The organism is Micromonospora sp. NPDC051196 (genome assembly GCF_040682415.1).
In the GTDB taxonomy this organism is placed as follows: domain Bacteria; phylum Actinomycetota; class Actinomycetes; order Mycobacteriales; family Micromonosporaceae; genus Micromonospora.
On sequence record NZ_JBFBAY010000004.1, the window covers coordinates 59,106 to 73,889 of the forward strand.

11 protein-coding genes are annotated in these 14,784 nt (G+C 71.8%); 5 read left to right on the top strand and 6 right to left on the bottom strand.

What is annotated here, in order from left to right; translation table 11 throughout:
- Positions 1-5 precede the first annotated feature (5 nt).
- Positions 6-1,268, top strand: coding sequence for a nucleotide sugar dehydrogenase (locus AB0M35_RS10760; protein ID WP_363743942.1), 1,263 nt, complete (start codon positions 6-8; stop codon positions 1,266-1,268).
- A gap of 215 nt (positions 1,269-1,483) precedes the next feature.
- Here AB0M35_RS10760 and AB0M35_RS10765 read toward each other — a convergent pair whose 3' ends face one another.
- The 4 genes from AB0M35_RS10765 to AB0M35_RS10780 all read right to left on the bottom strand — a co-directional run bounded on the left by AB0M35_RS10765 (position 1,484) and on the right by AB0M35_RS10780 (position 6,799).
- Positions 1,484-3,976 carry an FtsX-like permease family protein gene (locus tag AB0M35_RS10765; RefSeq protein WP_363743944.1) on the bottom strand — a complete coding sequence of 831 codons (2,493 nt, stop codon included), beginning with the start codon at positions 3,974-3,976 and terminating at the stop codon, positions 1,484-1,486.
- A gap of 4 nt (positions 3,977-3,980) precedes the next feature.
- Positions 3,981-4,781, bottom strand: coding sequence for an ABC transporter ATP-binding protein (locus tag AB0M35_RS10770; RefSeq protein WP_363743946.1), 801 nt, complete (start codon positions 4,779-4,781; stop codon positions 3,981-3,983).
- Between the two features lie 132 nt (positions 4,782-4,913).
- Complete coding sequence (locus AB0M35_RS10775) at positions 4,914-5,597, bottom strand: response regulator transcription factor (RefSeq protein WP_363743948.1); 684 nt, start codon at positions 5,595-5,597, stop codon at positions 4,914-4,916.
- Positions 5,594-6,799 (bottom strand): sensor histidine kinase, encoded by a 1,206-nt coding sequence (locus tag AB0M35_RS10780; protein ID WP_363743950.1) that lies wholly within the window; start codon positions 6,797-6,799, stop codon positions 5,594-5,596. The genes AB0M35_RS10775 and AB0M35_RS10780 overlap by 4 nt, the downstream gene beginning before the upstream one ends.
- A 152-nt stretch (positions 6,800-6,951) precedes the next feature.
- Here AB0M35_RS10780 and AB0M35_RS10785 point away from each other — a divergent pair, with 152 nt between their 5' ends.
- From AB0M35_RS10785 to AB0M35_RS10795, 3 genes are all read left to right on the top strand, one after another.
- The gene (locus tag AB0M35_RS10785; protein ID WP_363743952.1) at positions 6,952-8,409 is read left to right on the top strand and encodes a hypothetical protein; all 1,458 of its coding nucleotides are present in this window, start codon (positions 6,952-6,954) and stop codon (positions 8,407-8,409) included.
- 122 nt (positions 8,410-8,531) lie between these two features.
- Positions 8,532-8,753 carry a DUF2188 domain-containing protein gene (locus AB0M35_RS10790; protein ID WP_363743954.1) on the top strand — a complete coding sequence of 74 codons (222 nt, stop codon included), beginning with the start codon at positions 8,532-8,534 and terminating at the stop codon, positions 8,751-8,753.
- A 144-nt stretch (positions 8,754-8,897) separates the two neighbouring features.
- Positions 8,898-10,112 carry an SLC13 family permease gene (locus tag AB0M35_RS10795; protein ID WP_363743956.1) on the top strand — a complete coding sequence of 405 codons (1,215 nt, stop codon included), beginning with the start codon at positions 8,898-8,900 and terminating at the stop codon, positions 10,110-10,112.
- Between the two features lie 23 nt (positions 10,113-10,135).
- On the opposite strand, the gene AB0M35_RS10800 is transcribed toward AB0M35_RS10795, so the two are convergent.
- Positions 10,136-11,746 carry an asparagine synthase-related protein gene (locus tag AB0M35_RS10800; RefSeq protein WP_363743958.1) on the bottom strand — a complete coding sequence of 537 codons (1,611 nt, stop codon included), beginning with the start codon at positions 11,744-11,746 and terminating at the stop codon, positions 10,136-10,138.
- 3 nt (positions 11,747-11,749) lie between these two features.
- Entirely contained in the window at positions 11,750-12,706 is a 957-nt protein-coding gene (locus AB0M35_RS10805) for a DUF5715 family protein (RefSeq protein ID WP_363743959.1), read from the bottom strand.
- Between the two features lie 277 nt (positions 12,707-12,983).
- Between AB0M35_RS10805 and AB0M35_RS10810 the strand changes: the two genes are divergently transcribed.
- Positions 12,984-14,681, top strand: coding sequence for a DEAD/DEAH box helicase (locus tag AB0M35_RS10810; RefSeq protein WP_363743961.1), 1,698 nt, complete (start codon positions 12,984-12,986; stop codon positions 14,679-14,681).
- The last annotated feature ends 103 nt before the right edge of the window (positions 14,682-14,784 follow it).

The following is a 14,784-nucleotide window of genomic DNA, read 5'->3' on the forward strand; positions in this document are numbered from 1 at the left end:
CCCGGATGAGCGTGGAGAAGCTGGTCGTCGTCGGCCAGGGTTACGTCGGTCTGCCGCTGGCCATGCGAGCCGTCGAGGCCGGATTCGACGTCGTCGGCCTCGACGTCGACACCGATCGGGTAAAGCGGCTCGCTTCGGGTGAGTCGTTCGTGGCGGACATCCCGGCTGATCGGCTCGGGCGGGCGTTGGCGACCGGGCGGTACCACCCGAGCAGCGAATACGTCGACGCGAAGGACTTCGACTTCTGCGTGATCACCGTGCCCACGCCACTGCGCGACGGCACCCCCGACCTGAGCTTCGTCGAGGAGGCCGGCACGGCGATCGCGCCTCACCTGCGTGCCGGCTGCACGGTCATTCTCGAATCGACGACCTACCCGGGTACCACGGAGGAACTGCTGCGCCCCCTGCTGGAGTCGGCCAGCGGGCTACGCAGCCCCGGCGACTTCCACCTCGGCTACAGCCCGGAGCGGATCGACCCGGGCAACCCGACCTGGCGGCTGGAGAACACCCCCAAGGTGGTCTCGGGAATGGACCGGGCCGCCCTGGCCCGCGTCGACGGTTTCTACCGACGGCTGGTGGAGCGCACGGTCCCGGTGGACTCCACCCAGGTGGCCGAGCTGACCAAGTTGATCGAGAACACCTTCCGCCAGGTCAACATCGCGCTGGTCAACGAACTGACGATGCTCTCGCACCAGTTGGACATCGACGTGTGGCAGGCGATCGAGGCAGCGGAAACCAAGCCGTTCGGTTTCATGCCCTTCCGACCGGGCCCGGGGGTTGGCGGCCACTGCCTGCCGATCGACCCCTGCTACCTGTCCTGGCAGGTCAAGCGCCGGCTCGGGCGGCAGTTCCGGTTCATCGAGCTGGCCAACGACATCAACCACGAGATGCCCGAACATGTCGCGCAGCGGGTGATGGCCGGACTCAACCGGTCCGGTAAGACGGTCAGCGGTGCCCGGCTGCTGGTGCTCGGGCTGGCGTACAAGCCCAACACCGGTGACATGCGCGACTCGCCGGCGGTCGACGTGACGCGGCGGCTACGCGAGCTCGGCGCCGAGGTGCGCGCGGTCGAGCCGTACGCCGCGGCGAACCATCTCCCCGACGGGGTGCTGACGGTGGAACTGAGCGAGCGGGAGATCCGGGCGGCCGACTGTGTGGTCGTGATCACCGACCACGACGTGTTCGACTACGGTCTGGTCGAGCGACACGCCCGGTACATCTTCGACGCCCGCAACCGCTGCGCCGGGCCGAACGTGGAACGCATCTAGGGCCTGTGTCGAAGTCCTCGGTCGAGCCGAGGCGAAGTCCAGGCGGCGGTCCGGCAAGGCGGCAATTGGTCCGGATACCGGTGTTGTATCCGGACCAATTGCCAACGCGGCCGGTCGTCGCGTGGGCCCGCCGCAGGCCGACCAGGGACTTCGACACAGGCCCTAGCGCCGGCCGGGCTCGGCAGGTCAGACCCGCCGAGCCCGGCGCGGGCGCGTCACAGGTCCGCGAGCGCCTCCACCACCGGTCGGCGCAGTGCCCGGCGGGCGGGCAGCACCGAGGCGGCCAGCGCGGCCAGCACCGCGACCGCGAGGATGCCCCCGAGCTGCCCCCAGGGCACGGCCAGGATGAAGCCACCGCTGAGGCGGGCCAGCATCGCCATCGCCGAGCCGGTGACCGCGGTGCCCAGGGCGACACCGAGCAGCGCGCCGACCAGCGCGGTGAGGACCGCCTCGACGGCGAGCATCGCGCGCATCCGTCCCCGGGTCAGGCCGACGGCCCGCAGCACCGCGTTCTCCCGGGTTCGCTCCAGCACCGACAAGCTCAACGTGTTCGCCACGCCCACCAGGGCGATCACCACGGCCAGGCCGAGCAACGCCACCACGAACGCCAGCAGCATGTCCACGGTGCTGGTGAGCATCCGCTTGTACGCCGCCTGGTCCATCAGATTGACCGTCGGATAGTCGGCCAGGACCGACTCGATCGCGTCTCGGGCCGACGCCGGTGACACCCCCTCGGCCGGCTCGATCTCGGCCAGGTAGCCGCGCTCGTCGGGGAAGAGCCGGGTGAAGTCGGCGGCGACCAGCTCGACGACGCGACCGGGCGATACCGGACCGTCGGCGGCGTCCGGGCCGACGACCACGGCCGCCACCTCGAACGAGTGCCCGCGCAGGTCGATGCGATCGCCGGGCGACCAACCACGCTCGGCGGCCAACTCCCGGTGCACCAGCACCCGGCCCGGCCCGAAGCTGCCGACCTGCCCGGCCAGCACGCTCTCCAGCTGGCGTTCGACCAGCGCCGGATCAGCCGCGCGGATCCTGTCCTCGTCGACGAGGCGGGACCGCTGCTCGTGCACCACGCCCAGTTCGGGTCGGGCGGCCAGCGCGTCGACCACCCCGGTGGGCAGGTCCCCGCCGATACCGGTCACCACGAAGTCCACCCCGATCCGGGCGTCCACGCTGCGTTCGATGGCGGCCTTGGTGCTGTGGGCACCCACCACGAAGGACGAGACCAGACCGATCCCGATCACCAGCGCGGTCGCGGTGGCGGCGATCCGGCGGGGATTGCGGACCGCGTTGGCCACGGCGAGGGCGGCGGTGATCCCGAGAGCCCGTCGAGCGGCGACGCCGAACACCCGGACCAGCGCCGGCACCAGCACCGGACCGAACAGCACGATGCCGAAGAAGCTCAGCATCCCACCGAGGGCGACCAGCGCGATCTGCCCGGTGCCGCCCGCGCCGGCCAGTGCCGCGACGCCGGCCGCGAGGACCAGCCCACCGAAGATCAGGCGCAGCCGGCCGGCGGTCCGGGTCACCTGAAGGGCGGCGTCGGTCAGCGCGGCCACCGGGGCGACCCGGGTGCCCTGCCAGGCCGGTACGAGGGCCGCGCCGACGGTGAGCACCGTGCCGACGGCGAGGCTGCCGAGCACCGTGGTGCCGCTGACCGTCAGATCGCCGTTGAGCGGGATGTCCAGCCTGTTCATCAGGGCGCTCAGGATGGCGGCCAGGCCGATTCCGATCAGCACGCCGACCGCCGAGGCGGCGAGGCCGAGCACCGCCGACTCCAGCAGGGTCGCCCGGAACACCTGGCCCCGGGTGGCACCGACCAGCCGCAGCAGGGCGGTCCGCCGGGTCCGCTGGGCCAGCACGATGGTGAACGTGTTGGCGATGACGAACGCGGCCACCAGCACCGCCACCGCCGTGAAGACGAGCAGCACCATGTTGAACTGGTTCACGTCGCGTACCGCGTCGTCGACGGCGGCGTCGAGGATCTCCGCCCGGGTGTGCACCGTCGTACCGGCGCCGGTGACCTCGGCGATCCGCGCGGCGAGCACCTCGTCGGCGACGCCCGCCTCGGCCGCGACGAGGATCCGGTGGTAGCCCGCCTGCTCGGTGACGGCGAGCGCGTCGGGCCCGGACAGCCCGATGAACGGCCCGCCGATGTCGCGCGAGGTGTCGGCCACGTCGACCACACCCACCAGGGTGTACGACTTGGCCGCGCCGCCGGCACCGCCGACGCGGACCTCGGTGCCGAGGGCGAATCCCTCGTCGGCGACGGTCCGCTCGTCGAGTACCGCCTCACCGGCCCGCTCGGGCAGCCGCCCGGCCACCACGTCGTAGGACTGGAGAGCAGGGTCGGCGGGCACCGCGACGAGCACCCCGAAGCCGAGCACCGGGCGGCCGTCGGCGCCCACCACCCCGCCGGAGCCGACCAGTTCCGCCGCCGCGGCCCGGACGCCGTCGACCGCGCGTACCTTCTCGACGAGCGCGGCGTCGATCAGGTCCGGATCGGTGTCGGCGTCCGGATCGGGGTACACACCGACGTCGGTGTGCCGGTCGAAGGTGGCCGCCCGGTCGTAGGTGCCGGCCCGCATGCCGTCGACGAAGATCAACGTACCGGCGATGAAGGCCACGCCGAGGACGACGGCGAGGGTGGACATCATCATGCGCGCCAGGTCGGCGCGCATGGAGCGCAGGGTCAGGCGCAGCATGAGGTCACCGGCCCCGTTCCGACTCGACGGCGCCCGTGGTCCGGTCGGCGCCGGGATCCAGGTGGGCGAGCACGTCGAGGATGCGGTCGGCGGTCGGTGCGGCCAGGTCGCGGACCAGCCGGCCGTCGGCGAGGAACACCACCCGGTCGGCGTGGGCGGCGGCGACCGGGTCGTGGGTGACCATCACCACCGTCTGGCCCAGGGTGTCCACCGCTTCGCGCAGCAGCCGCAGCACCTCGCTGCCGGCGCGGGAGTCGAGGTTGCCGGTGGGCTCGTCGGCGAAGACCACCCACGGCTTGGTGACCAGCGCGCGGGCCACCGCGACCCGCTGCTGCTGGCCGCCGGACAGCTCGGCCGGGCGGTGCCGCAGCCGGTCGGTCAGCCCGACGGCGGCGACCACCTGGCGGAACCAGTCGGCTTCCGGTCGCCGGCCGGCGATGGCCAACGGCAGCACGATGTTCTCCTCGGTGCTCAGCGCGGGCAGCAGGTTGAAGCGCTGGAACACGAAACCGACCCGGTCCCGGCGCAGCAGGGTCAGCCGCCGGTCATCGAGGCTGCCCAGCTCCGCGTCGCCGATCCGCACGGTGCCGGCGGTGGGCCGATCCAGACCGGCCAGGCAGTGCATCAGGGTCGACTTGCCGGAGCCGGAGGGGCCCATGATGGCGGTGAACCGGCCGGCGACGAAGTTGACGTCGACCTCGTCGAGGGCGACGACGGCGGCCTCGCCGGTGCCGTACTGCTTGCGCAGGCCCTGAGCGGTGACGGCGACGCCGGCGGTGACGTGGACGGGCGGTGCGAGGGACACGGGGACTCTCCGTACGGATGGTGATCTCTGACGTCTCCAGACGCTACGGAGACAACCGCCCGGTGGAGATCAACCTGTGCGCTCGACCTGGGTACGACCCAGGTGGCCCCGGACCGGGGGCACCCGTACGCCTCAGGTCGTACGCCCGTGCTCCGTGCCGGGGACGACCAGCCCGCTCTCGTACGCCAGCACCACCGCCTGCACCCGGTCGCGGAGCTGGAGTTTGGCCAGGATCCGCCCGACGTGGGTCTTCACCGTCGCCTCGGCGACGTGCACCCGCCCGGCGATCTCGGCGTTCGCCAGCCCCTGCGCCACCAGCAGCAGGATCTCCCGTTCCCGCTCGGTGAGCTGGGCCAGGCGAGGGTCCTCGCCGGGTGCGGTGCCGAGTTGACCGGCGAACCGGTCGAGCAGCCGTCGGGTGATCGAGGGAGCGACCACCGAGTCGCCCTGGGCGACGACCCGGATCGCGGCGAGCAGTTCCTCCGGTGGCACGTTCTTGAGCAGGAAGCCGCTGGCCCCGGCGCGCAGCGCGGCGAACGCGTCGGCCTCGGTGTCGAAGGTGGTCAGCACCAGCACCCGCGGTGGGCCGGCAGGGCGGTCGGCACAGAGTCGACGAGTGGCCTCCACCCCGTCCATGGTCGGCATCCGGATGTCCATCACCACCACGTCCGCCTCGACCCGGGAGAGCAGCCGCAGCGCGTCGGCACCGTCGATCGCCTCCCCCACCACCTCCAGGTCGGGCTGGGAGTCGAGCACCATCCGGAATCCGGCGCGGACGAGCGCCTGGTCGTCCACGATCACCACCCGCACGGTCATGCCGCGATCACCTCCATCCCCGGCGACGACGGTAGCGGCAACCGCGCCAGCACCTGCCAGCCCCCGGCCAGTCGCGGACCGGCGGTGAGGGTGCCGTCGTACACCGACACCCGCTCGCGCATGCCGACCAGGCCGTGACCGCCCGACGGTGCCGGGCCGGCCGGGGGGCGACCCTGACCGTCGTCGGTGACCCGCAGCGTGACGGCGCCGCCGGTGTGCGCCAGTTCGACCTGCACCTGCGCGCCCGGCCCGGCGTGCTTGAGCGTGTTGGTGAGGGCCTCCTGCACCAGGCGGTACACCGTCAGTTCTAGTGCCGGTGGCAGCGGGGTGGGCAGGTCGGTGACCGTGTACTGCACCCGCAGACCGGCGTCGCGGAACCGCTCCAGCAGGGCGGGCAGTTCGGCCACGACCGGGCGCCGGTGGGCCGGTTCGGCGGCGGGCGCGCTCGGGGCTTCGGCGGACGGTTGCGGCTCCCGCAGTACGCCGACCAGCCGACGCATGTCGTCCAGGGCGCGCCGGCCGGTGTCCGCCACGGTCCTGACCGCCTCGCGGGCGGTCTCCGGGCTGCTGTCGAGCACGTACCGGGCCCCGTCCGCCTGGGCGATCATGACCGCCATGCTGTGGGCCACCACGTCGTGCAGTTCCCGGGCGATGCGGGTGCGTTCCTCGGCCACCGCCGCCCGGGCCTCGGCCTCCCGTTCCCGTTCCAGCGTCGCGGCCCGCTCCTCCAGGCTGAGCACGTACAGCCGGCGGGTGCGGACGTTCAGGGCGAACAACCAGACCGCGCCGATGACCAGGGCGTAGAAGATGGCGGTGAAGTACCAGATGCCCGGCGTGGAGGTGCGGACCGCGGCGAACACCGCCCCGCCGGCGGCGACCAGTCCGGCGATCACCCCGGCCCGCAGCCGGTCGGCGTACTTGACCACGCTGTAGAGCGCGATCAGCACCGCCAGGTCGTACGGCAGTGGTGCCCAGCCCAGGGCGACCTGGACGAAGGCCAGCACCGCCACGACGGCGGTCACCGCCACCGGTCGGACCCGACGCGCCAGCAGGGCGGCGCCCATCGCCACCCCGATCGCGGCGGCCCACCAGCCACCGGGCTGGGCCGGCGCACCAGCCACACCGACCAGCATCACCGGGGCGGCGACAACCACGTCGAAGGCGACGCTGCGCAGTGGGTGGCCGAAGACCTTCGTTCTCATCGGCACCTAGCGTACGCAGGGGATTCGGGCCGGCCGGTCGCCCGATTCGGCGTTCGGCGCCCCCGGCCAGACTGTGACGCACATCACATCGACAGTACTCACTGGGGCGTATGGTACGAGCATCGTCCTTCCTGTCTCGAAGGGTGTCGCCGATGGACGTACCGACGTCGCCGCGGGGGCGGTGGTTGCGCGTCGCCAGCGCCGCCGCAACCGGGCTCCTGCTCACCAGCATCGCCGCCGCCGCACCCGGCAACGCCCAGCCGGTCGCGCAGGTGGCCACCGAATCCACCTCGGCCGTCGAGCCACCGCTCGGCGTCGACGAGATCTCCAGCAGCCCGAACCTCAAGCTGATCGCCAACCTGCCGAAGCAGTCGCCGTTCAACACGACCGCCGCACTCGGCACCGACATCGCCTTCCAGGGCAAGTACGCCTTCGTCGGCAACTACGACGGCTTCGTCATCTACGACGTGTCCCGGCCCAACCAGCCGAAGATCGTCTCGCAGGTGCTCTGCCCGGGCGCCCAGAACGACGTCTCCATCTACGGTGACCTGCTCTTCCTGTCGACCGACTCGTCCCGCAACGACGACTCGTGCGGCAGCGTCGCCCAGCCCGCCTCGCTCAAGGAGTCGTGGGAGGGCATCAAGATCTTCGACGTCCGGAACAAGAAGCAGCCGCGCTACCTCAAATCGGTCGAGACCGCCTGCGGTTCGCACACCCACACGTTGGTGCCGGCCAAGAACAACAAATCGGTCTACCTGTACGTCTCCTCGTACAGCCCGCAGGCCGCCTTCCCGGACTGCCAGCCGCCGCACGACTCGATCAGCATCGTCAAGGTGCCGCTGAAGAAGCCGACCGACGCCGCCGTGGTCGCCACGCCGAACCTCTTCCCCGACGGCGGCTACGAGGGCCGGACGGGTGCCTCGGCGACCAGCGGCTGCCACGACATCACCGCCTACCCGACCAAGGACCTCGCCGCAGGGGCGTGCATGGGTGACGGGGTGCTGCTGGACATCAGCAAGCGGGAGGCGCCCCGGGTGCTGCACCGGGTCCGCGACACCACCAACTTCGCCTTCTGGCACTCGGCCACCTTCAACAACCGGGGCACGAAGGTCATCTTCACCGACGAACTGGGCGGTGGCGGCGGCGCCACCTGCAACGAGACCGTCGGCCCGGAGCGGGGCGCCAACGCGATCTACGACCTCACCGGCCGGGGCGACCAGCGCAAGCTGGAGTTCCGCAGCTACTACAAGATCCCGCGGGCCAACAGCGACACCGAGAACTGCGTGGCGCACAACGGCTCGCTGATCCCGGTGCTCGGCAAGGACATCATGGTCCAGGCGTGGTATCAGGGCGGCATCTCGGTGTGGGACTTCACCGACTCCCGCCGGCCCACCGAGATCGGCTTCTGGGAGCGGGGCCCGCTGTCGGACACCCAACTGGTCGTCGGCGGTTCCTGGTCAGCCTACTACTACAACGGGCACATCTACTCGTCCGACATCCAGAAGGGGTTGGACGTGCTGGAACTCAACGACTGGCGCACCTGGACGGCCAAGCTAGTCCAGTTCCGCGAGCTGAACGTCCAGACCCAGCCCAGTTATCTGAGCTGGTAGGACGTCGCTGAGGCGGACCTGTCGGGTCCGCCTCAGCGCATCCCCTGGCTGACCGTCGAGTTTTGTCCCTGGCGTCCCGGGTACCTCGTCGGCACCTCTGGTACCAGGGAAGGGATGCGGAAATGACGCGCACCGAGTATCACGTCGTGCCCGACGGTGCTGGCTGGAAGGTCGAGCAGGGCGGCACCGTGGTCGGCACGTACGACACGAAGCAGCGCGCGGTCGAGGCCGGGCGCGAGGCGGCGCACGGCAGCGAGCCCAGCCAGCTCGTGGTGCACACCGCCGACGGACGCATCGAGACCGAGTTCACCTACCGGGACGACCCGTACCCGCCGGTCGGCTGACCGTCGGCCGACCCGTCGCCGGCCGGCGCCAGCACCGCAGGTGGCGCCGGCCGGCGTCGCATTTCATCGGGCCGGTGCCACCGCCGTCACCTCGGTCGGCTCCGGTGCCGACGAGGCGCTGCGGGCGTGCGAGGATGGCCGGCCGTGACCGCCACCGGGGACGCCCCGACAACACCCGGCCGCCGCCGACCGCACCCGCTGGACGTGATCGCCGTCGGGCTGGCGCTGGCCGGCGCCGCCTGCGTCGTGACCGGGCTACTGCCCCGCGCCGACGCCGTCGCCACCCTCACCCGGATCCTGCCCCTGCTGATCTTCCTCGGCACGGTGGTGGTCCTCGCCGAACTGACCGCCGCCGCCGGTGTCTTCGACGTGCTGGCGACCCGGATGGCCCGCGCCGCCCGAGGGCGCTGGCCCGCGCTGTTCGCCCTCTGCGTCGGCTTCGCCGCGCTGACCACCGTCGTGCTCAACCTGGACACCACGGCGGTGCTGCTCACCCCGGTGATGCTCGCGCTGGCGGTGACGCTGCGCACCGCGGTGGCGCCGCTGGCGGTGACCACGGTCTGGCTGGCCAACACGGCGAGCCTGCTGCTGCCGGTGTCCAACCTGACGAACCTGCTGGCCAGCGAACGGATCGGGCTCGACCCGCTGGCGTACCTGGGCGTCATGTGGCTGCCCCAACTGGCGGCGATCGCGGTCACCACCGTCCTGCTCTGGTACTTCTGGTGGCGCCGGGACCAACCGCCGGGTGGCCGGTTCCCGCCACCGCCGACGCACCGGCCCACCGATGTGGGGCTGTACCGCACGGCCCTCGTCGCGTGTCTGCTCTTCGTCGCCATGATCCTGGTCGGTGCGCCGGTCGGGCTCGCCTCGGCGATCGCCACCGGCCTGCTGCTGCTCGGCTTCGCGATCCGTTCCCCCGGCACGTTGCGCCCGGCCCTGCTGCCCTGGCGCCTGCTCGTCTTCGTCACCGGGCTGTTCCTGGTGATCCAGACGATCGGTGCGCACGGGCTCAACGACCTGGTCGCCTGGCTCGTCGGTGACGAAGGAGGCACATCGGGCGCGCTGCGCGCCGGTGGCACCGGCGCGCTGCTGGCCAACCTGGTGAACAACCTGCCCGCGTACCTGGCCGGTGAGGCGGTGCTGCCCACCGGTGACCGGCAGCGCCTGCTCGCGCTGCTGGTCGGCACCAACGTCGGCCCGCTGGCCCTGCCCTGGGCCTCCCTGGCCACGCTGTTGTGGCTGGAGCGTTGCCGCGCCGCGCGGGTACGGGTGCCGCTGGCGAGGTTCCTGCTGACCAGCACCGTACTGGCGGTGCTCGGCACCCTGGCGGCAGTCGGCGCCCTGCTGCTCACCGGCTGAACCGTGCCCCCGGACCGGCAGGGTCAACCGGGCAGCGGTGCTTCGTCGCCTCGGTTGCGGCGCGGGGAGACCAGCCGACGCATCATCGGGGCGGCGTTCCACCGGGCCGCGCCGACCAGGTCGCGGGCGTGTTCCAGCACGGTGTAGTCGGGGCGCGCCCGACCGGCGACGATCGCCGCGTCCAGGTCGTTGTCGCAGCTGGACAGCACGCTGTCGAAGTCGCGGCGGACCGGCTCCAGCAGGTGGTAGCCGAACGCGCGGTGCAGCCGGGCGAACAGCGGCTTGTACAGCCGGGCCCGCTCGTGCAAGCCCGAGGAGTACGACATCGGGTTCTTCGGCCGTCGCCGGATGTAGTCCGGCAGCAGGTCGGCGAAGGCCCGCCGGACGATCCACTTCTCCTGCCCCTCGCGCATCTTCAACTCGATCGGCAGCCGCATGGCCAACTCGACCAGGGCCAGGTCGAGGAAGGGCACCCGGGCCTCCACCCCGAAGCCCATGCTGGTCCGGTCGACGCGCTGCAACTCCGTACGGCAGAGGTTGCGGATCTTGTGCAGGAACAGCCGCCGCGCCGCCTCGGGACCGACCTCGTGATACATCGGGTAGCCACCGAACAGCTCGTCCGAGCCGTCGCCGGTGAGCACGACCTTGATCCCCAACTCGGCCAGGCGCCGGAAGATCGGCACCGAGACCACCGCGTTGATGATGTCGCCGTACTCGGTCAACTCCGAGATCCGGATCGCCTCCCGCACGTCGGCCAGCCGGATGTCACGTGGCCGCAGCTCGACCACCTCGTGCCGGACGCCGAGTTCGCGCGCCAACCGCCGGGCGTACGCCACGTCGGGGCTCTCCGGTACGCCGACGGTGACCGCGACGCAGTCCGGGTGCAGCTGCGCGGCGTGCAGCAGCACCAGTGAGCTGTCCACTCCGCCGGAGAGCACCACGCCCACCGTGAGGTCGGTGTCCAGCCGCACCCGGATGCTGTCGGTGAGCGTGGTACGGACGAGCAGGGCGGCCTTGTCCGGATCCGTCACCACCGGTTGCCCCGCGCCGAGGGAGAGCAGGTCCACGTACGGCCGCAGGTGGACCTGCCGGTCCGCGTCGGCCCAGCCGTGGTATCCGGGCGGCACCTCGATCACCGGGGCTGCCGCCCGGACCAGCGCCTTGACCTCGCTGGCGATGTGCAGACACCCCGGCGTCCGCGACCAGTACAGCGGTTTGACCCCGAGCGGATCCCGCACCAGGTAGGCCCGGCCGGTGGCCCGTTCCACGATGGCGAAGGCGTACTCGCCGCGCAGCCGGGTCACCATCCGCTCGCCCCACTGCTGGAAGGCGGCGAGCACCACCTCGGTGTCGCTGGTGCTGCGGAACCGGTGGCCCAGGCCGCTCAGCTCCGCGCGCAACTCGTGGTGGTTGAAGACCTCGCCGTTGTAACAGAGCAGCCAGCGTTCGTCGGCGGACATCCACGGCTGCACCGCCCGGTCCCGGTCCACCACCTTCAGCCGGCGGGTGCCGGCGAGCAGGCCGGCCTCGTACCGGGTCTCGGTGACCTCGCCACGCGGGGCGAGCACGGCGAGCATTCTACGGAAGATCACCGGGTCGGCCTCCGGACCGAGGCTGAGTACGATCCCGCACATCGCTCAGATCCCCATCTCGGCTTCGTACGCCCGGCGCAGTCGCGCGGTCGCGGCCGGCGCCAGACAGACGTGCCAGGCCTGGCCCTCGTCGACCACGTTGATCTCACCGGAGCTCTGCCGGTTCAGCAGGAGCCCGGCCAGGGTGTCCCGAACGCCGAAGCGGCCGAACCATTCCATCTCCAGGTCCACCGCCCAACCCAGGCAGTGTCCGCTGGGCACCATCGCGGCGTAGCCCAGTCGGCGTAGCCGGTACTGGTGTTCGGCGCTGCGCACCAGACTGGTCACCCACAGCGGCGGGGTGCCCGCCGGGGTCATCGCGACGAACTCGCGGCCGATGTCGTTGAGCAGGGCGACCACCTCCCGGCGCGCCCGGCGGAACAGCAACCCGGCGGTACGCGGAGTGTTGCCGGGCAGCACCCGCCGGCGCAGTGCCCGTACTCCCCGTCCGACCAGGTTGCGGGGCTGCTCGGTGTAGCGGAAGCGCAGCAGGTCCCGGCGGCGCAGCCAGTCCAGGTCGACCAGTTCCACGCTGTGATGCACCTCGGTGTCGGTGAGGAAGGTGGCCGCGTCCCGCCACCACATCACGTCGATGCGGGACAGCAGGTAGATCCGCACCAGGGCGGTCAGGTCCCCGGCCGAACTGCGGGCGTTGGGCTGGTACCGGGCCATCTCCAGCAGCAGCGTCTCCCGGGCGCCGACCAGTCCCTGGGGCGTGGCGTCGAGGACGGCGGCGATGGCCGGCTCACGCAGCCGCTGGTCGATCAGGATCTGGCGAGCCTTGGTGCTGCTCGCCCCGGCGAGGGCACCCACCTCCACGAGCAGTTCCGCCACGGCGTCGCGGTAGGCGTCCAGATCGGGACCGGTCGCGGCCGGCGGCCGTACCGGGCCACGTGGGCGACGCCGGGCCGGGGCGGCAGGAGGACCAGGCCGCTGTCCCGGACTTCGACTGGGCACTCGCATGGTCGGGTCCTCTCTCCCGGTGCGGGGTTCGCCTGTCGCTGACAGTAATCACACGTACCGGGATAAGTCCGAACAATCCTCCTATCTTCCTCGAAGGGGTGCGCAGTGGCCGTACCACCGCTGACCAGGCCACCGGTGCCAAGCCCGGCGGTTGGTGACGAACGGTGGCCGGACACCGGCCCGCGCGGGCCGGACGCGGTGGCCACCCGGGGGCCCGCCGCCGATGTTGCGGTGGTCGCCGCAGTGCTCGGGTAGGCGTAATGAAAAACTTGACCCCATGAGTTCCACGCCCGTACCGCCGGACCTGTCCATCGAGCCGCCCGCCTTCGCGGACCTTGGCCTGCGTTCCGAACTGCTCGCCGCGCTCTCCGCGCTCGGCTACGAGGAGCCCACGCCGATCCAGCGGGAGGCCATCGGCCCGCTGCTGGCCGGTCGGGACCTGCTCGGGCAGGCCGCGACGGGCACCGGTAAGACGGCCGCGTTCGCCCTTCCGCTGCTGCAACGTATGCCCGACGAGCGGCCCAGCGGCGACCCCGTCGCCCTGGTGCTGGTGCCGACGCGGGAGTTGGCCGTCCAGGTCTCCGAGGCCTTCCACCGCTACGGCAAGGATCTCGGGGCCCGGGTGCTGCCGATCTACGGCGGCCAGCCGATCGGCCGGCAGTTGCGCGCCCTGGACAACGGGGTCGACGTGGTGGTGGCCACCCCGGGCCGGGCGTTGGACCACATCGCCCGGGGCACCCTGCGGCTGGGCAACCTCGCCACGGTGGTGCTGGACGAGGCCGACGAGATGCTCGACATGGGTTTCGCCGAGGACATCGAGGCGATCCTGGAGCACACCCCCGAACAGCGGCAGACGGTGCTGTTCTCGGCGACCATGCCGGCCCGCATCGACGGGATGGCCCGCGCGCACCTGACCGACCCGATACGGATCCTCATCGCCCGGGAACAGCCGGTGGCCGGCGAGGCTCCCCGGGTACGGCAGAGCGCGTACCTGGTGGCTCGGGCGCACAAGCCGGCGGCGCTCGGCCGGGTGCTGGACGTCGAGTCGCCGACCGCGGCGATCGTGTTCTGCCGCAGCCGGGAGGAGGTCGACCGGCTCACCGAGACGATGAACGGGCGCGGCTACCGGGCCGAGGCGCTGCACGGCGGGATGAGCCAGGAACAGCGCGACCGGGTGATGGGCCGACTGCGCGCCGGCACCGCCGACCTGCTGGTCGCCACCGACGTGGCGGCCCGCGGGCTGGACGTCGAGCAGCTCAGCCACGTCGTCAACTACGACGTGCCGTCGGCCCCGGAGTCGTACGTGCACCGCATCGGCCGGGTCGGGCGAGCCGGGCGGGAAGGGGTGGCGATCACCCTGGCCGAGCCCCGGGAACACCGGATGCTCAAGACCATCGAGCGGGTCACCGGGCAGCGGATCACCATCGACAAGATCCCGACGGTGGCCGATCTGCGTACCCGCCGGCTGGAGCTGACCCAGGCGGCACTGCGGGAGAGCCTGCTGGAGGACGACCTGGATCCGTTCCGGGTGATCGTCGAGACGCTCAGCGACGAGTTCGACCTGATGGAGGTGGCGCTGGCCGCGGTGAAGCTGGCCCACGAGGCGACCCTGCCCGGCACCGAGGAGGCCGCGGAGGAGATCCCCCAGGTCGCGGTCCGCGCGCCCCGGGAGACCCGGCCAGGGGCCGATACTCGCGGCGAGCGCCGCCCGGCCCGGCCCCGGTCCAACGGCACCACCCAGGTCTTCATCGGTCTGGGCCGGCGCGCCGGGGTGCGTCCGCAGGATCTGGTGGGCGCGATCACCGGGGAGACCGGGATCCGGGGCCGCGACATCGGCTCGATCGAGATCGCCGACCGGTTCTCCCTGGTCGAGGTGCCGATCGCCGTCGCCGACGAGGTGATCGCCGGGCTGCGCGGCAGCACCATCAAGGGCCGCAAGGCGACGGTACGCCGCGACCGCGACACCGGCCACTGATGGTTGTTGTTGTAAGGAAGGGCACCTTATTAACGCCTCGCGTATAGAAGGGAACCCTTCTCACCGCGCAGAACCCTGAATCCGGCAGCTGGGCGCCGCCCTT

What these genes read in the sequence shown, in the direction of transcription:
- AB0M35_RS10760 (WP_363743942.1), top strand. Translation starts at nt 6, where the DNA reads ATGAGCGTGGAGAAGCTGGTCGTCGTCGGCCAGGGTTACGTCGGTCTG.
- AB0M35_RS10775 (WP_363743948.1), bottom strand. Translation starts at nt 5,597, where the DNA reads ATGACCGTGCGGGTGGTGATCGTGGACGACCAGGCGCTCGTCCGCGCC.
- AB0M35_RS10805 (WP_363743959.1), bottom strand. Translation starts at nt 12,706, where the DNA reads ATGCGAGTGCCCAGTCGAAGTCCGGGACAGCGGCCTGGTCCTCCTGCC.
- AB0M35_RS10790 (WP_363743954.1), top strand. Translation starts at nt 8,532, where the DNA reads ATGACGCGCACCGAGTATCACGTCGTGCCCGACGGTGCTGGCTGGAAG.
- AB0M35_RS10780 (WP_363743950.1), bottom strand. Translation starts at nt 6,799, where the DNA reads ATGAGAACGAAGGTCTTCGGCCACCCACTGCGCAGCGTCGCCTTCGAC.
- AB0M35_RS10810 (WP_363743961.1), top strand. Translation starts at nt 12,984, where the DNA reads ATGAGTTCCACGCCCGTACCGCCGGACCTGTCCATCGAGCCGCCCGCC.
- AB0M35_RS10765 (WP_363743944.1), bottom strand. Translation starts at nt 3,976, where the DNA reads ATGCTGCGCCTGACCCTGCGCTCCATGCGCGCCGACCTGGCGCGCATG.
- AB0M35_RS10785 (WP_363743952.1), top strand. Translation starts at nt 6,952, where the DNA reads ATGGACGTACCGACGTCGCCGCGGGGGCGGTGGTTGCGCGTCGCCAGC.
- AB0M35_RS10800 (WP_363743958.1), bottom strand. Translation starts at nt 11,746, where the DNA reads ATGTGCGGGATCGTACTCAGCCTCGGTCCGGAGGCCGACCCGGTGATC.